Below are 16,979 nucleotides of genomic sequence, written 5' to 3'. Positions count from 1 at the left end.
GCATAAACCCCTGCTCAATTGTTCAAGCGGGATTACCTCTCACTTAGCCGGGATTTTAATGAACGCTTCCTGTGCAGGCTGGTCAACCTCATACCACCCCAGCGAGCGCACAGATGTGGTTGCTTCTTCATAAAGTCTGCTTGATTGGGTCAGCAACGTATCCGCTATGAGTGGGCTAAAGGATTCTGAAAGCCCTGCCTTAGCACTGCCCGGTCTGACAGAGGATTGATCAGCACACTCGCTCCGCCACGTCCACAGAGGGAATAACTGATGACTTACAAAATACCATTTGCCGCTTTAACCATCGGGCTGCTTTGCTCACTGTCCAGCCTGTCCTTTGCCGCCGATGAGCCTAGCGTGACGCTTGATCGACCAGGTGCCGGCGCAGTGGAAATGAAGATTGGCGATATAGTCCCGGCTGAATATCAACGTGAGAGCCTGGAAATCAAAGACTGGAAAAATCGCAAGCTTAAAGCACCTGAGCAGCATGAGCAGTGGGTGGAGATCAAGGGCAAGTACATATTGATTAGCGTCCCTACCGGGACCATTAAAGAGATGGTCGACAAGTAATGAAATTGCTCCGGCCTGAGGTCGTGCGCTTCTTTCAGAGCGCATGCATTTCGGCTAGGTCAGTACTGTTGCTGCCACTCAAAGAAAAGCCCGCTCGGCGGCGTAATGCTGTTCACTTATGAGATGCGTACGGGTAACTGTAGTAGCGAGCTTGTCTCGCGAGCTTTTAAAAGGTCAAAAGATCGCGAGACTAGCTCGCTACAGGGTTGCTTTCGCTTATGTGAACAGCATTGCGCTCGGCGGCGGGCTCTTTGAATCGCCCGGATTCTCATAGCTGGCAGTCACTGTTATCTGAAACGCTATCGGGCTCTGGTGCGGCCTAAAATTCTGTTGGCGTCTTGCGCAGGGGGAAGCCCAAACACTTTTGCATAATCACGGCTGAACTGTGTTGCACTTTCATAGCCTACTTCGTATGCAGCCGTCATGACGCTCTTCGCGCTTGCCACCATCAGGGTTCTGGCCTGAAGCAGGCGCACGCGTTTCTGATATTGCAACGGGCTCAGGTTGGTCACTGCCTTGAAGTGCCGATGGAACGCCGAGACGCTCATTGACGCTCGTTCTGCCAGGCGCTCAACCCCAATGGGCTGCGCGAAGTCTCGGCGGATCCAATGGATAGCCATGTTTACACGCGCCATTGCGCTGTCCGGCGCCGCTATCTCTCGCAACATCCAGCCATGAGGCCCCTGGAGGACCCGGAAGATAATTTCACGTTCGTAAACCGGGGCCAGGGCAGCGATAGCGTCCGGATCACCCATTAACCTCAGCATCCGGACCCAGGCATCCATGAGGTCGCTGGTCATTGACGCGACTGAAAACCCAGGGTTGCTCTCGATACGGCTAGCAGGTTTGGGCAGGTCACTGAACAGCGCTGATAACACCACTGGGTCGAGCGTCAGGCTGACCGCCAGGTAGGGCTCTCCGGATTCGGCAGGATGTACCGAGCCCACAGCGGGCAACTCGATAGACATGACAAAGTATGTCGCAGGGTCATACCTTAAGGTTCTGTCCCCTACCGTCATGCTCTTACTGCCTTGCAGGATCACATTGATCATCGGGTCATAGACCGCTGCGAGCATGTGCTCAGGAATTTCCCCCTGAACCATGGCCACACGGGGGATGCCCGTTTCGGTACGGCGATTTTCAGCAGTGGCCGCGAGTGACCTGAGTTCGTTCAGTTGATTGTCCATACAGGCATGCTGAGGCCAGGTGCCAGCAGCCTGCAAGCGAAAAGCACAAACAGGCAGGTTTGGAGCAGGAACAGGTACGTTCCTGGCAGGACCGATAAGTACTCTGGTCATACATTTGAATGACAGAGGAATAGCATATGAGCGTAATCGTCATAACGGGCGGCAGCCGCGGCATCGGTGCCAGTGCCGCCGAGCATATAGCTCAGCGTGGTCTGGGGGTCATCCTCACTTACAACGCTCATCCAGAGGCGGCCGCCAAGGTGGTCGAACGCATCGAAAAGGCGGGTGGCAAGGCGGTAGCGCTCAAGCTTGATGTATCCGACGTTGGCAGTTTTGAGGCGTTTCGCCAGTCAGTGGTCGAGACGTTGCACGAGACTTGGGCTGTCACCACGTTGAGCGGGCTGGTGAACAATGCCGGTTACGGTTTGTTCAATCCCTTGGCAACCGTCAGCGAAGCGCAGTTCGATGGACTGTTCAAGGTGCACCTTAAAGGTCCGTTTTTCCTCACTCAAACATTGCTGCCGCTGTTGGCGGAAAACGCCAGCATCGTCAATCTGACCAGCGCCACGACGCGTGTAGCCACCGCCGGCGTTGCACCTTATGCGGCATTCAAAGGTGGGCTAGAGGTGCTGACCCGCTATATGGCCAAGGAATTTGGCGGGCGGGGTATACGGGCCAATGCCGTATCACCCGGTGCCATTCGTACTGAGTTGGGCGGGGGATTGAACGACGAGTTCGAAGCGATGCTGGCCGCGCAAACTGCGCTGGGCAGAGTCGGCGAGCCGGATGACGTCGCGCGCGTCATTGCAATGTTGCTGTCGCAGGACAGCGAGTGGATCAATGCTCAGACCCTCGAAGTCGCGGGCGGCTACATCATCTGAACCCAGAAGGATTTTGTCATGCTGGATCACGTCTTTTTATCCGTGAGCGATATCAGCCGCTCCGTACGCTTTTACGAAGCAGTGTTGACGCCGTTGGGTATCACTGCGCGTCTGGACTACGACGGTAAGGACGGCCCGCCGGGGCATCCTGACTTGAAAGGCTTTGGCGCCAGGGGGCGAGTGTTTTTCTGGTTGCGCGAAGGGATCGTCGAAGGGCGTGCCGCTCACGTAGGTTTTGTTGCAAACAATAAAGCCGAGGTGGACGCGGCCTACAGTGCAGCCATGAAGCAGGGCGCCGTCGACAATGGTGCGCCTGGTGCCCGTTTGCACTACGACCCCGATTACTACGCCGCCAATGTGCTGGACCCTGATGGATACAGCCTGGAATTCGTCTATAAAAAATGGCAGCACACCCAATGAGCACTCTTCTGATCTACGGAGCAACAGGCTACACCGGCCGCATGGCGGCAGAGCGGGCGAAGGCGCTTGGTCTGAATTTTGAAATCGCCGGGCGCAATCATACCCGGCTGGCGGCACTGGCAGCGCATCTGGGCGTACCGTTTCGTGTGTTCGATGCCGATGATGCCGAGAACTCATTGTCTGGCATCTCGGTATTGCTCAATTTCGCGGGACCGTTTGTGCACACGGCTGAGGTATTAATGCGCGCCTGCATCAGGGCCGGAGTCGACTATCTGGACATTACGGCCGAGATCAACGTGTACCGTTTGGCAGAACGGTTAGGCGCTGAAGCCGCTTTACAGCAGGTCATGCTGTTGCCAGGCGTCGGATGGGATGTAGTGCCAACTGATGCGCTGTCGGTGCAGGTGGCCAAGCGTGTTGAGCAGCCTTTTGCACTGAGCATTGCACTTCAGGTGCCAGGCTCAATGTCTCGTGGATCAGCCATGAGTGTCAGCGAAATCATCGGTGCGGGGGTGCTCGCTAGGGTCGCTGGCGAACTCGTTGCAACACCCGATGCGGCGCCCCGTCATTTTGATTTTGGTGAAGGTCCGGTTCTCTGCGTGCCACTCTCTTTCGGTGATTTGGTGACGGGATGGCATTCGACCGGCATCCCTAATATCGCGATGTTTGTGCATATTTCGGGCGACGCTTTTCCAGAAGGCGATCTGTCACTGTTGCCCGAGGGGCCCACCCCGGAGCAGCGGGATGCGCATCGCGCCCGTGCAGCAGTTGAGGTCACAGGCAGCGATGGCGCCATTGCACACTCAGTCATCGAAACCGTGAATGGCTATACCTACACGCCGCTGGCGGCAGTAGAAGCGGCACGGCGGGTATTGAACGGTGAGCGCCTGTCGGGTTTTGCAACACCGGCGAAGGTGTTTGGAAGTGGTTTTGCCGAGAGTATCGAAGGGACTCGGATCACCGATTTTTAAGGCTTGGGGCAGTTGTTCATGAGGCTGTTGCGAGCGCTTTGCTCTCAATCTTCGCGGGCCTTGAGGGCTTGAATCGCGCAGCGTCCCGCGCCGGTGGCAGACCATACAGGCGCGCGTACTCCCGGTTGAATTGAGAGGCGCTTTCATACCCAACGGTGTAGGCGATGGATGTTGCATCTAGTGTGTCGAACAGCAACAACCATCGCGCCCTCAACAAACGCAGGCGCTTCTGATACTGAATCGGGGTCATGGCCGTTACCGATTTGAAGTGCCGGTAGAAGGCGGCCACGCTCATGTCTGCCATCACGGCCAGCGGCTCTACCCGAAAAGGTTCGGTGTAGTGATCGCGAATCCATTGGGTGACACGGCGGATCTGCATCATCCGGCCATCCGGCCGCGCGACATCTCGAAGAATCCCCCCTAGTGGCCCCTGTAACGCGCGGAACAAAATTTCGCGCTCAATCATAGGCGCCAGAATCGCAGCCTCATACGGGTGATCCATGAGCCGCATCATGCGCAGCCATGCGTCGATCATGTGCGCGGGTGCAAGCACGCCCTCGAAACATGCGCTTTGCGCCGCCCTTGGCGTTTTGCCTTCGTCCATCAACAGCGCAGCGATCACCTCGATGTCCAGAGTCAGGCTGACCGCGAGATAGGGTTGATCCACTGCATTTGCGTGAATCTGACCCGTAGCGGGCACATCGACAGGCACCAGGAAATAGTGGCCTGGCGAGTAACTGTAAACTTCTTCCCCGATTGACAGGGTCTTGGTGCCCTGAAGCACCAAATGCAGCATCGGTTGATAAACCTGGTTTGCACAGGCCTCGGCCCGCACCATCGCCACGCGGGGCAATCCGGTATCGGTCCACTTGTCTTGCGCGCGCATCACGATGCTGCGCAGTTCTGCCATTGGTTTTTCCATGCCTTCCACCGTGAGCCAAACCCCGGGGCATAGCAAGCCAACTGATAAGAATAGGCAAGTATGTGCGACTAACCGGCAAACCTCGGCGGCTTCAATGCCCGAATACTGATGGCAAGCGGCTCGATGCCTTGCGGTAGTATATCGCCTGACTGCACCGAAGCCTTCTGTCACGTAACGTCAAAAGGGCTGGTCATGAAACTCGAAGGAAAAATAGCGGTTGTCACGGGCGCATCGAAAGGCATCGGTGCCGGGATCGCCAAAGCTTTGGCCGCGCAGGGCGCAACAGTCATCGTCAACTATGCCTCCAGCAAGGCCGATGCGGATGTTGTGGTGGGCCATATCATAGAGCACGGCGGTTCAGCCTTCGCCGTACAGGCTGACATGAGTCAGGCAACTGATGTTGTGCGCCTGTTTGAAACAGTCCGCACGAAGTACGGCTCCCTGGATATCTTGGTCAACAATGCCGGCGTCGCGGTGTTTCAGATGATCGATGACCTGACCGAAGAGGCCTTTCACAAACAATTCAATCTGAACGTGCTGGGCTACCTGCTTGCGGTACGTGAGGCCGTCAAACTGTTGGGGCCGACAGGCAGCATCATCAATATCAGCTCAATTCTGAGTACTGATCCCTACCTCGCGTCGAGTGTGTACTCGGCAACCAAGGGCGCGGTCGATACATTGACCTTCGCACTGGCCAGAGAGCTGGGGCCGCGTGGCATCAGAGTCAATTCGATTTTGCCGGGGCACACGAACACTCCTGCTACCGACGGCAATTTCGCCGGGGCGTTCGGTGAGAAACTTATTGCCGGAACTCCGCTGGGACGTTTTGCAGAGCCTGAAGACATCGCGCCGCTGGCCGTGTTTCTGGCGTCTGCAGACTCGCACTGGGTGACAGGCGAATCCATCCGCGCAGCGGGCGGTGTGCGCGGTGTCGGTTACTAGCGCGACGGGTAAACCTTCAGGCCCACGCTGGCGTGCGCCTGAAGTGTCGGTTGGCGGGTAAACGACCGGATCAGGCTTGGGCCATGCCGCCGTCTGCAAAGAGTTCGGCGCCATTGACGAAACTGGAGTCGTCACACGCCAGGAACAAAGCAGCCTTGGCGATCTCATCCGCTTCAGCGACTCGGCCCATCGGGATGAGGGTACCCAGATAGTCGATCATGCCTTGCTGCTGCGCCGGATCATCCCCCGCATACCCCAGTAAAGCAGGCGTGTGCACAGGCCCCGGGCTTAACACATTGACCCGGATGCCGGTGCCTTTGAGGTCAAGAATCCAGCTGCGAGCCAGATTACGTACCGCCGCTTTGGACGCAGAGTAGACGCTGAATGCCGCCGTGCCCGCGATGCTGGCGCTAGATCCTGCAAGAATGACTGACGAACCGCTGACCAGCAGTGGCAGTGCTTTCTGGACGGTGAAGATCAGCGCTCTGACGTTCAGTCCAAACGTCTCATCCACTTGCTGTTCGCTGATCTGTCCCAAGGGCAGTAGCGTGCCACCGCCCGCGTTTGCGTACAGCACATCGATTCGCCCCGCCTCGGTTTTGATCTGTTCGAACACATGATCAAGGTCGGCCATCCGGGTCGAGTCTGCCTGGATGCACGTGACGTTAGCGCCGATAGCGTTGTGCGCCGTTTTTAGCGCCTCTGCGTCACGTCCGGTGATGTAGACATGTGCACCTTGTGCGGCGAACAGCTTGGCGGTTGCCAGGCCGATACCTTGGGTGGCGCCGGTGATGAGTGCGATTTTGCCGTCGAGTCTGTCGGACATGATGAATACTCCTGGTGCCTGAAGAGCCTGGCCTGAAGGGTTCAGGTCAGCAACTTGGGGGGAGTCTAGGAGCGTCGTCTCTAGGGCAGAAGCCCGTGAAAATAGAGACATAATTCATCTGGATGGATAATCAGACGTGTGTATTGCAACGGGTCCTTCAGCGTCGCTCAACGGCTTGGGTGCTACAACTTTCGTTGTTGAACAGCTCAACTGCCCAGTCGATAAAGGCACGCAATTTTGCGCTGGGGTGGCGCGCTGCCGGATAGACCAATTGCAGTGGATGGGGGGCAGGGGCCCAGTCCTCAAGTAACGGCACCAAACGCCCGGCAGCCAGGTGCGCCCGCGCGCTAAAACGAAAAATTTGCCCGATCCCCATCCCGGTCAGCACCGCTTCGGTCAGTGCCGTGCTCTCGCTCACGCAGAGGGCTGGCTGACCATTGACCTCGTATGTCTCATGACCTTTGGCGAAATGAAACGGCAGTGTCTTTCCGGTGTTCGAAAAGAAATAGCGAATCGTGCGGTGGTTTTGCTCAAGCGCTTGTGGGTGAGTCGGTATGCCAAAAGAGGCCAGGTAATCAGGCGTCGCACAGGTGACGAAGTCTGCATTGCACAGGTGGCGTCCAATCAGCGAACTGTCCGGTAATGCGCCTCCGCGAATGACACAGTCGACGCCATCGCCGATGAGATCCGCGGGGCGATCGTTGACCCCAAGCAGCAATTGCAGGTCAGGGTAGCGGGCATGAAAATGCGGCAGTGCCGGGATAATGACCAGATTGGCCAGCGATGAACCAATGTCCACGCGAAGCCTGCCTCGGGGGCTGGCGCGTGCCTGACGTGCGGCGAGATCCATTTCGTCGAGCCCTGCGAGCAGGTTCAAGGCTTGCTCCCGGTAGGCTTCACCGGCCTGGGTAATAGTGAATGAGCGTGTACTGCGTTCGATCAGCTTGGTGCCCAAGTGTTGTTCAAGGTCCTGAAGCAGTTTGCTGACGGATGAGCGTGGAATGTTCAACGAATCGGCTGCTTTCGCAAACGAGCGGGCGTCAGTGATCCGAATGAAAACCCGTATGGCGAGAAGTTGATCCACAGCTGCGCTCCAGGAAAACTTAGGGGGATGGCTCACATTTCTCTAACATTTAAGTCGGTAGTGTCTCGATTTCTCGGGAGTCGAAATCAGCCTGGGCCTGCATGACCGCAGCCAAGTGGTCGAGCGTCCAGAGATACAGGGCGTTGAAGGGGTGTTCAAGTGTCCTGCCCAGTGGGGTGATGCTGTATTCAACCGCCACCTGCGAGGAGGGAATGACACGTCTTGCCAATATGCCATTGCGCTCCAGACGTCTCAGCGCCTGGGTCAAGGCTTTTTGGGTGATCCCGTCCAGGCACCGTTTAAGCTCATTGAATCTCAATGGTTTCTCGCACAGCGCTGCGAGAATTAGCACCGACCACTTGTCAGCGATCTGATCGAGTAGAAAGCGGCTGGAGCAATCTACGCCTCGGTCCGGGGATGCAGAGCCTGAGTGTGCTGCGGTTTGAGCGGTGGTTTCGCGCATGGGTTTCCTTGGGTATACCTGATAGCTTCAAAGTGCGTAATTGATATTAGGTATACAAAATATACCATTGGACTTCTACCTATCCGGAGTTGCCCATGTCATCCCTCTATCAAACAAACACAGTCGATCATCTCGCTGTCGTTGACACTCTTTACCGCTTCGCTGCTGGCATTGATTTGCGTGACGAAGCATTGCTTCGCTCGGCTTTCACACAGGATGCTGTTTCCGACTTCAGGCCTGCTGCAGCCAAGGCTGGCTTTGAATATCCGGTGCTTGAAGGTCGGGACGTCATCGTTGGCGCGTTATCCAGTTCGCTAAGCCAAGTTGATACGACCCATTCGGTCAGCAATCCCCGAGTGACAATCGCGGGCGACACGGCACATCTTGATGCATTGGTGGAGGCACAGCATGTGCTTAAAAGCGATCCTGCGCGCCACTACTTGATGAAGAACCGCTACGACATCAATTTGGTCAGACTCGGTGAGGTCTGGAGTATTCAACGGGTGACGGTCGACAACGTGTGGCGCACGGGCGACCCCTCAGTGCTCATGGGCATCTAACAGCGAGGGGCTCAGGCTTTTCGGCCAGCGATAATACTGGTTGATGTCGGCATACAGCCTCACGGCACGCCGTGGGGTTTACTGCCCCCCCACAATGACTGAATGATGGTTTAAGACCCGGTGAGTTGCCCGGCCAAGCCACGCATCCATCCCTCACTCCCGCTTCCAGGCCATCTCATTACCCGAAAGCATCGGCACCAGCGACCGATCACACATATTGGCCATGGACAGTAGCTTCTGCGCTTCTTCGCTATCACCTGCCTGAATCAGTCGCCAGGCTTTGACGCGCATCCTCTGGCCGTGGTCATAAAGGTTTTCGGAGGCTCTGGCTATTCCCTCGTTACCTGAAGGCTTGTTCATGGGGTGGGTTCCTGCTGTGTTCAGTGGAGAGTCACAACACGGCGGCTCTCGCCAATGCGGATTCTGTCTAACGCCCGGTTTAATGCATCAAGTGCTTCAAGCAGTGCTTTAGCCTCGGTCTCTCTGCCATCGCCCCATAAACGTTCTGCCATTTTATTGAGTGTCAAAATGGAGCGCTCGATATCTGCAGCAGTAGCGGCTGCAGATGTTGCAGTTTGTTTCTTCGGCATTGTCACAACTTCTGCAGTTCTGGATGGGCAGCCATCTAACTATCATTGATCCACCTGGCTTGCCAGCCCCGTTATGTATCCCAGTGGTAATGAGGTTATGCGCAGGCCTGCGTGCGTGATTTCGCTGGACACTTAAATTGTAAAAATCCAGTTGTAGGATGAATCCGATATGCGGTGAAGCAATGGCCGGCGCAACATCAAACGACCAGGAGGGTGGTGATAAGGGTGATTCAGCGAGTGGTAGTGATCGTGTGCATGGTCTTGCAGGCACAGACGGCTTTGGCAGAGGGGTTGCAGGAGATTGCCGTCGCGTTGGCCTACCCGCGAAAAGAAGTCATCGCCAAGATAGCCGAACGCAAGGGTGGGGATGTTGTATCGGCATTGATACTGGAGAGGGCGCTGATAAGAAAACGAGCTGACCGCGCCCAAGGGTCGCCCTGTGAGCATGTAGAGGACAGTTTAAAGTCGGGTTGCCTGCTGTTGGTCAGCGCCAATGCGATCAGTGACGGTAGATTCGATGATCTGCGCGGTATTTTCGCAACGCTTGATACTCGTGCAAAGAATCAGTTGTTTCAGCTCGTTCCTGTTGCTCTATTCGAAAAGTTGGCAGCCTTATCGCCTACGCGATTAATCAGCCAAGCTGAAACCAATATTGCCTTGAGTACGGAGAGCGAGGGCTTTTTGCAAGACAGCACAAAGCCTGTTGTCGATATCGAAATAAATGGGCAGAAGGTAAGCGGCGCACTTGATACCGGTGCCAGTGTCACCCTTATCAGCGAACAGGATGCAAGGCAACTTGAGTTAACGCCCCTGCACTATGACGCCGAGATAGGCACTTATTATCGGGCTGGCAAAGTGAAGGCGGCTTTGTATCAGATCAAGGAACTGAAGATCGGCAATACGCAGATGCGCGATGTTGTGGTGTTGGTTGGAGGACAAATGACGCTTATTGGTCTGGATATGATCTCGCGATTCGACAGTTTGTATCTCTCGCCGGAGCGTATTGCCATCAACCTGTCTGCTCATGAACTTGCAAACCTGGAAAAAGAGTGTCGAGCAAGGGTGTTCCTGAACAGCGATTTCATGCGCTTTAACCAATTCTTGTACTTCATCGCCAAAGTGGATGGCAAAAGTACGATCGTGGCACTGGATTCCGGGTACTCGGGCGACTATCTGGCGACTGCGATCATGCCGCAAGGTGCTGTGCGGGACATCACATCCAGTGGTGTCGTCAACGACGCACGCGGGGCGGCTTACGAGCAACCTTACAGTGCCGAGGTCGAGGTGGGGGCGGGTAATAAAACAATCCGAATGCCTGCGATCTTTTCGGCGACTCGCAAGCTACCTGCACCCTATGTGTTGGGCTGGAGGGGCTTCTCTCACTACCACTTGGTTTACAACGTTAAATCTGCAAGGGCGTGTTTGATATGAAACCACTTAAGACACTGCTCCCGTGCTTGTTTGCACTGGTTGTTCTGCATACCTCTGCCAGTGCATTAACGATTGAGGATGCTCGCGCCGAGTATTCGGCAGGGCGCTATGACACTGCGTTCACCATGGCTCAGCAACTGGCTGCGAATCCCGATGAATTGGCGGCCAGGCACATGCTGGCGGGTCTTAAGCTGACGGGCAGAGGCACGCCCAAGGATGTTCCCGGCGCGCTGGACATCTGGAAAGCGCTGGCGGCCAAGAATTATGAGCGGGCCAACGCAACCTTGGGCGCCCTGTATCTGGCCGGTGGCGATATCGAGCAAAACCTCGACCTGGCCAAGACCTACCTGGAAGCAGCAGTCAGGCAGAAAAATCCGGAAGCTACCTACAACCTGGGTTTTATGTACCAGCATGAACTTGGAGTTGAGTTTTCTGAGCAGAAGTTTCTCGAACTCTACAATCTCGCAGCCGCAGCTGGCTATGCAAAGGCGTTATTACAGTTGGGCTCGCTCAATGAGCGCAAGATCCTTACCGATGCGTCGATGTACAAGGCCTGTGATTTCTATGAGCGAGCAGGTGAGGCAGGATTGGCGCAAGGAGCCTTCCAGGCAGGGAAATGTTATGCAATGGGTAACGGAAAGACCAAGGATCTCAAGGCTGCCTTTCGCTGGTATGAAATCGCGGCACTCGCCAACGACCCGATGGCACAGGCCAATCTAGGTTACATGTATGAAAAGGGTTATGGCGTTTCCGCTGATATGGCCAAGGCCTACAAGTGGTACCGACTCAGCGCTGACAAGATTCCATCGGCGGCGCAACGTGCCGCAAACCTCACCGAAAGTGGGAAACTGGACCCGGACCTGACAACGGATCAGCAGAAAAAACAATGGCAGGATGAACTCGCCAAGAACATTGAGCTGGGCAGGCAACGTGACGGAATTCTCTTCAAACAATAGCCTGTCAGCCCCCATAACATCCCGCCAAAACACGCCTACCCACTATGCACACATCCACCCGAACCTGCGAAAACCATGTGCTACGCTCATTCGGGTTTGAATCTACCTTTCTTTTCAACAGGGAGTGCGCAATGAGAAGCATCATATCCACGTTAACAATCACCCTCGCAGCGCTAGTGCTCAGCGCCTGCGTCACTGGTGGATCTAATAACGGTGGGGAGTTTGAAATCCGTACGGGCGTGCTTGAGCAAGTTGAACTCACGCAAGTCAAGTCAAACCATGACAGTGGTATTGGCGCCATTGTGGGCGGTATCGCGGGTGCCGGTTTGGGCAGTTTGATCGGTGCAGGCACCGGGCGTGATGTGGCCATGGTGGCCGGGGCGCTGGCGGGGGCTGTGGGGGGTAATTACGCCGAGAAGCAAAATTACGACAAACCCCGTGAAGCGCAACAGCTCATTGTGCGTCTGAAAAGCGGTGTTCTGGTGTCAGTAACCCAGCCGGTTAACCCGGCCTTGGCGCCCGGCATGCACGTGTACATCGAAGGCTCCGGTAGCGGAGCGCGAGTTATTCCACAGAACTGATGTGCGCTGTTCGGGCGCACGATATTAAAAGCTCAGGGGCTGTGTGCCCCTGAGCTTTTTCGCGAAACCAGTCACTGCCACAAATCCTCATTTCCTTCCTGCAGCAGGTGCGCCTGATAAATCATGCGTGCGCGATTTTTTGGCGTGCTATACCTAGTTCAAATCCCAACTTAAAAATTAAAAACATGCTCTCAATATTCCATCCCATTGATATGTATTCGTGGTTGATTTTAGTGTCGATGCTGCTGGTTTTGTGCCTGGCAGCGTTTGCAGGCAAGGTGGTATGGGGCGGTAAAGCTGTTCGCAATGCTGATTTCGATGATGAGCTAAAAGTTGTTCTAGGCTGCATCTTGTCGATGTTCGGTTTATTGGTGGGTTTTATTCTTTCTTTTGCAATAAGCGGTTTGAACTCACGCATGGCCGCCGAAGAAAATGAAGCCGTCGCCATCGGTAATGCATTCCAGCGCACGACGTTGCTCACAGAGTCTCAGCAGGAAACCGCAGAGAAACTGCTGGAGGAATACTTGGCCCTGCGGATTGCATTTTATGCCACCGATGATGATGCCAAACGCGCGGATATCCGGATGGAGTCCATCAAAAAACAAGCCTATATGTGGTTTCAAATCAGCAAGCTTGCGAAGGTTAACCCCAACCCGGTCATTGTGACCGTGCTTAATGCAAGCAGTGAGTTGTATGTGGCCCAACAAAAAACCATGTCTAGCTGGCGGCATCAGATACCGGTCGTTGCATGGGCACTGCTTGTGTTAAGTGCGGTCTGTTCTAACTTTTTGATTGGCTACAATGCACGGGGCAAGTCCGGGAGCAATGTGTTGGTGTGCATCATGCCAATTTTTACAGCGCTGGCACTGTTCATGATTGCGGAGATCGATGTGCCGGGCAAAGGCTTGATACGCGTGGCCCCCGATAACTTGAACGCCTTGATCTTGACCCTCGAACAAGGAGGGCTGACGTTCTAGTGGGCTGAAGTTGCCTGAGCGTGTCAGCGAGTCGCCCCCTCGAATCGCTGACCGATTGGCAGCCAGACCCATTACCGGGTAACGTTACGCCTCCAGTCCTTAACGATTTACGCCATGTCCTCGCTCAAGTTGCATCGCCTCACCATCCTCGGTTTGATCTTTTTCATTCTCGGCTTGCTCGGTGTCCTTTTCGCCCTGTACAGCATCTATACCGGGCCAAAGCCTACAGAGCCTGCCCTCATGCGCAGTCTGGTGCTGGCCGGGTGCATGCAGTTGACCGGCTGGGTACTGCTCAACCGCAATCGCTGGCGCATGATGTTCGGTAAATCGCGTAAGTAGGCCGCCCATACGCTGTATTCCTGTCACACCAGAAAAAAGCAACTCAACCCAGCAAAAGGCGGCCCTCAAGCATCTCTTTGAGCACCACCGCCTCATTATGTGATTGATCCTTGGCCGCATAAATCAGCGTGATGTCGCCTTGCTGCGCCTGTTGCTGGAGTTGCGACAGCGCGGGGTTGTTCTTGAGTTCTTCGCAGTAACGCTTTTTGAACTCGGGCCATTTTTCAGGTGCGTGCCCGAACCATTGGCGAAGTTCGGTGCTGGGCGCGACCTCCTTGAGCCACAGATCAATCCTGGCTTTCGCCTTGGCCACGCCCCGTGGCCAAAGCCGGTCGACCAGAATGCGCTGGCCATCCGTGTCACTCGGCTGTTCATAAGCCCGCTTCAACATAACGCTCATGGCGTCCTCCCTGTTCACGCGACAAGACACATAGCGTAGCAGGGCAGGGTGCGCTTACGTGCAGTAGATCATGTCGTATGTACAGTCTCCACGCTCGCATGCAGGGTCTTCCAATGGCAACTGTTGTCACCAAACCCTGTAGTCGCTGCCAAGGCACGAAGGCTGCGATGAGTGCTTTCGCATCCCATAGCAGCCTTATACATCGTCAGCGCTTAAAAGCCGGGCCTTTAATCAGACGCTACCCACCAGTTTCGATTCGTTCATTCGGCGCTTATACGCACTGTCCCGGCTCGCCAGCCAGTAGTACAGCGGCGACGTCACCAGCAGCCCTACGATCCAGGACAAATCCGCCCCGTCGAGGTGTGCGGAGATCGGACCGACGTACAGCGGAGTGTTCATAAACGGGATCTGCACCGCAATGCCGATGGCGTAGGCCAGCAATGCCTGCGGGTTGTAGCGGCCATAAATGCCACCGTCGACGCGGAAGATCGAAGCGATGTCGTATTTGCCTTTGTGAATCGCGTAAAAATCGATCAGGTTGATCGCCGTCCACGGCACCAGGACCACCAACAGCACCAGCACCATGTCGACGAAATGGCCGATAAAGTCTTTCGAGGCGAAGACCGCCGCAATCGCACATGCCGCCAATACCACGGTGGAAATCAGCGCACGGCTTTTGGCCGTTGGAATCCAGCGATAAGCAAAGGTCTGAATCAGGGTGATAAGCGACAGCACGGCGCCGTACAGGTTAAGGGCGTTGTGGCTGATCACGCTGAGCAGAAACAGCACCAGCATCAACGGGCCAATCGCACCGGTGGCGAGTTTTACGGCGTCCATGGTGTCCATCCCGACCGGCGTTGCGAGCACCGCCACCGCACCAAAGATGAAGGACAGGCTGGAACCCAGCACCGAGCCCATGTAAGTGGCCCAGAAGGTAGACGCCACCGGCACATCCGCCGGGAGGTAGCGCGAGTAGTCAGACACGTACGGGGCAAACGCGATCTGCCACAGGGCCGCCAGCGACACAGTGGCCAGCCAGCCGGAGATGTTGAACTCGCCGCGGGTCAGAAAGTCCGTGGTCTGGACGTGGGTGAAGATATAGCCAAACCCCAGCACGATACCGGCGCCCAGCACCCAGGTGCCGATGCGGTTGAGCACGTGGATAAAGCGGTAGCCGATGATGCCGATGATCCCGGAGCCGATTGCGCCGATCACAATACCGACCGGGACGGGCACCGAATCGACCACACCATGCAGGGACTTACCGGCAAGCACGATGTTGGAAGCAAAGAAGCCGATGTACATCACGCCGGCGATCACCACCACCAGCAACGCGCCGAGAGAACCGAACTGGGCGCGGCTCTGGATCATTTGCGGGATGCCCATTTGCGGGCCTTGGGCCGAGTGCAGCGCCATCAGCACGCCGCCCAGCAAGTGACCGACCAATATGGCGACGATGCCCCATACCAGATTCAGGTGGAACAGTTGTACACCCAGTGCGCCGGTCACAATCGGCAACGGCGCGATATTACCGCCGAACCACAGGGTGAAGAGGTCTCTTACCTTTCCATGGCGATCTTCCGGGGGCACGTAGCCAATCGTGTGCTTTTCGATGAGTGGGGCGGAGGATGTTGCAGTGGTGACCATGATGAACTCCAAGGCAGGAAGAGTACGTGGGCGTACTTCGCAGTGCGCTTTCAGGGCAGCGCTTTGTTGTTGGAGTGATCATCTGTAATGGTGGCAAGCAGGTAAATTAGTAAGTTTGTTGCTATAGACCTTAAAAAATATAGCTCATGTCTTTTTTTGCTCCGGTATGTTGCATACACCGTCAACGCTGAAAAAATTGGCTTTTTTCTGCACTTGTTTGGGGCGAAACCCCACGTTTATCGAGGTCCGGATGGCTGCCTACAACCTGCGCCAACTCAAATATTTTATTACCACGGCCGAATGCGGGAGTGTCGCAGAGGCGTCACGCAAGCTTTATATCGCCCAGCCTTCGGTGTCTACCGCCATCAAGCAGCTGGAAGACAGCTTTGGTGTGCAGCTGTTTATTCGTCACCACGCCCAAGGCGTTTCGTTGACGCCCAGCGGCGCGCGGTTTTATCGCAAGGCGCAGGAATTGCTTCGCGTGGCCCATGAATTTGAGCAAAACGCCCTGGCGGATAATGATGTGGTGTCGGGCCAGATCGACATCGGCTGCTTCGAGACCGTCGCGCCGCTGTACTTGCCGCGTCTGATTGCGGGGTTCAAAAAGCGTTGGCCGGGGGTGGAAATCCGCATTCGCGATGGCGAGCAGCAAGAGCTGGTGCAGGCGCTGACCGCCGGCAGCATCGACATGGCCATGCTTTTCGAACACGACCTGGGCGGCAGTATCGAAACCACGCCATTGATGCCGCCGCAGCAGCCCTACGCGCTGTTACCGGCAGACCACCGCTTTGCGCAGCAGGCCAAAGTGTCATTGGCCGACCTGGTACTGGAACCGATGATTTTGCTAGACGTACTGCCGAGCCGGACCTACTTCGTGAGCATCTTCGAAGAGCGTGGACTGACCCCGAACATCGTCTTCAGCTCGCCGTCGATCGAGATGGTGCGGGGCATGGTCGGCAGGGGGTTCGGGTTCTCGATTCTAGTCACCAAACCCTTCACCGAATACACCTACGACGGGCAGAAACTGGTGAGCATCCCCTTGGCCGAAACCGTCACCGGCTCCGGGCTTTCAGCCGTCTGGCTGCGCCGGGCGCCGCTGACCAAACCGGTGCAATTGTTTGTCGATTATTGCCGCGAAGAACTGGCCAGAGTCCTCAGCTAACCCTGCCTGGACCTGTAGGAGCGAGCTTGCCTCGCGATCTTTTGATCTTTAAAAGATCGCGAGGCAAGCT

General features: G+C 55.9%; 21 protein-coding genes. 12 read left to right on the top strand and 9 right to left on the bottom strand.

What is annotated here, in order from left to right; translation table 11 throughout:
• The first annotated feature begins 270 nt into the window (after positions 1-270).
• The gene (locus QMX84_RS12980; RefSeq protein WP_282363968.1) at positions 271-570 is read left to right on the top strand and encodes an RcnB family protein; all 300 of its coding nucleotides are present in this window, start codon (positions 271-273) and stop codon (positions 568-570) included.
• Between the two features lie 299 nt (positions 571-869).
• Here the strand turns inward: QMX84_RS12980 and QMX84_RS12975 are convergent, their stop codons facing one another.
• Positions 870-1,757, bottom strand: coding sequence for an AraC family transcriptional regulator (locus QMX84_RS12975; RefSeq protein WP_048386862.1), 888 nt, complete (start codon positions 1,755-1,757; stop codon positions 870-872).
• A gap of 137 nt (positions 1,758-1,894) precedes the next feature.
• Here QMX84_RS12975 and QMX84_RS12970 point away from each other — a divergent pair, with 137 nt between their 5' ends.
• From QMX84_RS12970 to QMX84_RS12960, 3 genes are read left to right on the top strand one after another with little or no spacing between them, the layout of a single operon-like run.
• Positions 1,895-2,638 carry an SDR family oxidoreductase gene (locus QMX84_RS12970; RefSeq protein ID WP_048386865.1) on the top strand — a complete coding sequence of 248 codons (744 nt, stop codon included), beginning with the start codon at positions 1,895-1,897 and terminating at the stop codon, positions 2,636-2,638.
• Positions 2,639-2,656: 18 nt separating this feature from the next.
• The gene (locus QMX84_RS12965) at positions 2,657-3,058 is read left to right on the top strand and encodes a VOC family protein (RefSeq protein ID WP_153334664.1); all 402 of its coding nucleotides are present in this window, start codon (positions 2,657-2,659) and stop codon (positions 3,056-3,058) included.
• Positions 3,055-4,029, top strand: a complete 975-nt coding sequence (locus QMX84_RS12960; RefSeq protein ID WP_262126764.1) for a saccharopine dehydrogenase NADP-binding domain-containing protein — start codon at positions 3,055-3,057, stop codon at positions 4,027-4,029. The genes QMX84_RS12965 and QMX84_RS12960 overlap by 4 nt, the downstream gene beginning before the upstream one ends.
• Positions 4,030-4,045: 16 nt before the next feature.
• Here the strand turns inward: QMX84_RS12960 and QMX84_RS12955 are convergent, their stop codons facing one another.
• Positions 4,046-4,939: an AraC family transcriptional regulator gene (locus QMX84_RS12955; protein WP_262126829.1), complete on the bottom strand. Its 894-nt coding sequence runs from the start codon at positions 4,937-4,939 to the stop codon at positions 4,046-4,048.
• A 204-nt stretch (positions 4,940-5,143) separates the two neighbouring features.
• Between QMX84_RS12955 and QMX84_RS12950 the strand changes: the two genes are divergently transcribed.
• The gene (locus QMX84_RS12950; protein ID WP_282363966.1) at positions 5,144-5,893 is read left to right on the top strand and encodes a glucose 1-dehydrogenase; all 750 of its coding nucleotides are present in this window, start codon (positions 5,144-5,146) and stop codon (positions 5,891-5,893) included.
• Positions 5,894-5,963: 70 nt separating this feature from the next.
• Here the strand turns inward: QMX84_RS12950 and QMX84_RS12945 are convergent, their stop codons facing one another.
• The 3 genes from QMX84_RS12945 to QMX84_RS12935 all read right to left on the bottom strand — a co-directional run bounded on the left by QMX84_RS12945 (position 5,964) and on the right by QMX84_RS12935 (position 8,266).
• Positions 5,964-6,719: an SDR family oxidoreductase gene (locus QMX84_RS12945; protein ID WP_282363965.1), complete on the bottom strand. Its 756-nt coding sequence runs from the start codon at positions 6,717-6,719 to the stop codon at positions 5,964-5,966.
• Between the two features lie 157 nt (positions 6,720-6,876).
• Positions 6,877-7,803 carry a LysR family transcriptional regulator gene (locus QMX84_RS12940; protein WP_282363964.1) on the bottom strand — a complete coding sequence of 309 codons (927 nt, stop codon included), beginning with the start codon at positions 7,801-7,803 and terminating at the stop codon, positions 6,877-6,879.
• Between the two features lie 49 nt (positions 7,804-7,852).
• The gene (locus tag QMX84_RS12935; RefSeq protein ID WP_048369313.1) at positions 7,853-8,266 is read right to left on the bottom strand and encodes a helix-turn-helix domain-containing protein; all 414 of its coding nucleotides are present in this window, start codon (positions 8,264-8,266) and stop codon (positions 7,853-7,855) included.
• Between the two features lie 95 nt (positions 8,267-8,361).
• Between QMX84_RS12935 and QMX84_RS12930 the strand changes: the two genes are divergently transcribed.
• Entirely contained in the window at positions 8,362-8,826 is a 465-nt protein-coding gene (locus tag QMX84_RS12930; RefSeq protein ID WP_262126768.1) for a nuclear transport factor 2 family protein, read from the top strand.
• A 153-nt stretch (positions 8,827-8,979) separates the two neighbouring features.
• Here QMX84_RS12930 and QMX84_RS12925 read toward each other — a convergent pair whose 3' ends face one another.
• Together QMX84_RS12925 and QMX84_RS12920 are read right to left on the bottom strand one after the other, a co-directional pair.
• Positions 8,980-9,186, bottom strand: a complete 207-nt coding sequence (locus QMX84_RS12925; protein ID WP_262126769.1) for a hypothetical protein — start codon at positions 9,184-9,186, stop codon at positions 8,980-8,982.
• Between the two features lie 20 nt (positions 9,187-9,206).
• A complete protein-coding gene (locus QMX84_RS12920) occupies positions 9,207-9,416 on the bottom strand; it encodes a hypothetical protein (RefSeq protein ID WP_082148698.1) in 210 nt (69 codons plus the stop codon).
• A 237-nt stretch (positions 9,417-9,653) separates the two neighbouring features.
• Here QMX84_RS12920 and QMX84_RS12915 point away from each other — a divergent pair, with 237 nt between their 5' ends.
• The 5 genes from QMX84_RS12915 (at position 9,654) to QMX84_RS12895 (ending at position 13,700) form a co-directional block, all read left to right on the top strand.
• Positions 9,654-10,847, top strand: coding sequence for a retropepsin-like aspartic protease (locus QMX84_RS12915; RefSeq protein WP_282363963.1), 1,194 nt, complete (start codon positions 9,654-9,656; stop codon positions 10,845-10,847).
• Complete coding sequence (locus tag QMX84_RS12910) at positions 10,844-11,803, top strand: tetratricopeptide repeat protein (protein ID WP_262126771.1); 960 nt, start codon at positions 10,844-10,846, stop codon at positions 11,801-11,803. Before QMX84_RS12915 ends, QMX84_RS12910 begins: the two co-directional genes overlap by 4 nt.
• Before the next feature lie 131 nt (positions 11,804-11,934).
• Complete coding sequence (locus QMX84_RS12905; RefSeq protein ID WP_048369308.1) at positions 11,935-12,384, top strand: glycine zipper 2TM domain-containing protein; 450 nt, start codon at positions 11,935-11,937, stop codon at positions 12,382-12,384.
• A gap of 185 nt (positions 12,385-12,569) precedes the next feature.
• Positions 12,570-13,361, top strand: coding sequence for a hypothetical protein (locus tag QMX84_RS12900; RefSeq protein WP_047294703.1), 792 nt, complete (start codon positions 12,570-12,572; stop codon positions 13,359-13,361).
• A gap of 114 nt (positions 13,362-13,475) precedes the next feature.
• Positions 13,476-13,700 carry a hypothetical protein gene (locus QMX84_RS12895; protein WP_048369307.1) on the top strand — a complete coding sequence of 75 codons (225 nt, stop codon included), beginning with the start codon at positions 13,476-13,478 and terminating at the stop codon, positions 13,698-13,700.
• Positions 13,701-13,743: 43 nt separating this feature from the next.
• Here the strand turns inward: QMX84_RS12895 and QMX84_RS12890 are convergent, their stop codons facing one another.
• Both QMX84_RS12890 and QMX84_RS12885 read right to left on the bottom strand, forming a co-directional pair.
• A complete protein-coding gene (locus tag QMX84_RS12890; RefSeq protein ID WP_262126773.1) occupies positions 13,744-14,100 on the bottom strand; it encodes a DUF488 family protein in 357 nt (118 codons plus the stop codon).
• A 231-nt stretch (positions 14,101-14,331) separates the two neighbouring features.
• Positions 14,332-15,747 (bottom strand): cytosine permease, encoded by a 1,416-nt coding sequence (locus QMX84_RS12885; protein WP_278937875.1) that lies wholly within the window; start codon positions 15,745-15,747, stop codon positions 14,332-14,334.
• 250 nt (positions 15,748-15,997) lie between these two features.
• Between QMX84_RS12885 and QMX84_RS12880 the strand changes: the two genes are divergently transcribed.
• Positions 15,998-16,909, top strand: coding sequence for a LysR family transcriptional regulator (locus QMX84_RS12880; protein WP_262126775.1), 912 nt, complete (start codon positions 15,998-16,000; stop codon positions 16,907-16,909).
• Positions 16,910-16,979 lie beyond the last annotated feature (70 nt).

Origin of the sequence: Pseudomonas sp. PS01297, from assembly GCF_029959305.1 — a bacterium.
In the GTDB taxonomy this organism is placed as follows: Bacteria; Pseudomonadota; Gammaproteobacteria; order Pseudomonadales; family Pseudomonadaceae; genus Aquipseudomonas; species Aquipseudomonas helleri.
Note: the sequence above shows the minus strand (reverse complement) of the source record. Positions and strands in the feature narration are given on the sequence as shown.

Excerpts from the sequence above, each read along its gene's own strand:
- QMX84_RS12980 (WP_282363968.1), top strand. The coding sequence starts at position 271 with ATGACTTACAAAATACCATTTGCCGCTTTAACCATCGGGCTGCTTTGC.
- QMX84_RS12975 (WP_048386862.1), bottom strand. The coding sequence starts at position 1,757 with ATGGACAATCAACTGAACGAACTCAGGTCACTCGCGGCCACTGCTGAA.
- QMX84_RS12970 (WP_048386865.1), top strand. The coding sequence starts at position 1,895 with ATGAGCGTAATCGTCATAACGGGCGGCAGCCGCGGCATCGGTGCCAGT.
- QMX84_RS12965 (WP_153334664.1), top strand. The coding sequence starts at position 2,657 with ATGCTGGATCACGTCTTTTTATCCGTGAGCGATATCAGCCGCTCCGTA.
- QMX84_RS12960 (WP_262126764.1), top strand. The coding sequence starts at position 3,055 with ATGAGCACTCTTCTGATCTACGGAGCAACAGGCTACACCGGCCGCATG.
- QMX84_RS12955 (WP_262126829.1), bottom strand. The coding sequence starts at position 4,939 with ATGGCAGAACTGCGCAGCATCGTGATGCGCGCGCAAGACAAGTGGACC.
- QMX84_RS12950 (WP_282363966.1), top strand. The coding sequence starts at position 5,144 with ATGAAACTCGAAGGAAAAATAGCGGTTGTCACGGGCGCATCGAAAGGC.
- QMX84_RS12945 (WP_282363965.1), bottom strand. The coding sequence starts at position 6,719 with ATGTCCGACAGACTCGACGGCAAAATCGCACTCATCACCGGCGCCACC.
- QMX84_RS12935 (WP_048369313.1), bottom strand. The coding sequence starts at position 8,266 with ATGCGCGAAACCACCGCTCAAACCGCAGCACACTCAGGCTCTGCATCC.
- QMX84_RS12930 (WP_262126768.1), top strand. The coding sequence starts at position 8,362 with ATGTCATCCCTCTATCAAACAAACACAGTCGATCATCTCGCTGTCGTT.
- QMX84_RS12925 (WP_262126769.1), bottom strand. The coding sequence starts at position 9,186 with ATGAACAAGCCTTCAGGTAACGAGGGAATAGCCAGAGCCTCCGAAAAC.
- QMX84_RS12920 (WP_082148698.1), bottom strand. The coding sequence starts at position 9,416 with ATGCCGAAGAAACAAACTGCAACATCTGCAGCCGCTACTGCTGCAGAT.
- QMX84_RS12910 (WP_262126771.1), top strand. The coding sequence starts at position 10,844 with ATGAAACCACTTAAGACACTGCTCCCGTGCTTGTTTGCACTGGTTGTT.
- QMX84_RS12905 (WP_048369308.1), top strand. The coding sequence starts at position 11,935 with ATGAGAAGCATCATATCCACGTTAACAATCACCCTCGCAGCGCTAGTG.
- QMX84_RS12900 (WP_047294703.1), top strand. The coding sequence starts at position 12,570 with ATGCTCTCAATATTCCATCCCATTGATATGTATTCGTGGTTGATTTTA.
- QMX84_RS12895 (WP_048369307.1), top strand. The coding sequence starts at position 13,476 with ATGTCCTCGCTCAAGTTGCATCGCCTCACCATCCTCGGTTTGATCTTT.
- QMX84_RS12890 (WP_262126773.1), bottom strand. The coding sequence starts at position 14,100 with ATGAGCGTTATGTTGAAGCGGGCTTATGAACAGCCGAGTGACACGGAT.
- QMX84_RS12885 (WP_278937875.1), bottom strand. The coding sequence starts at position 15,747 with ATGGTCACCACTGCAACATCCTCCGCCCCACTCATCGAAAAGCACACG.
- QMX84_RS12880 (WP_262126775.1), top strand. The coding sequence starts at position 15,998 with ATGGCTGCCTACAACCTGCGCCAACTCAAATATTTTATTACCACGGCC.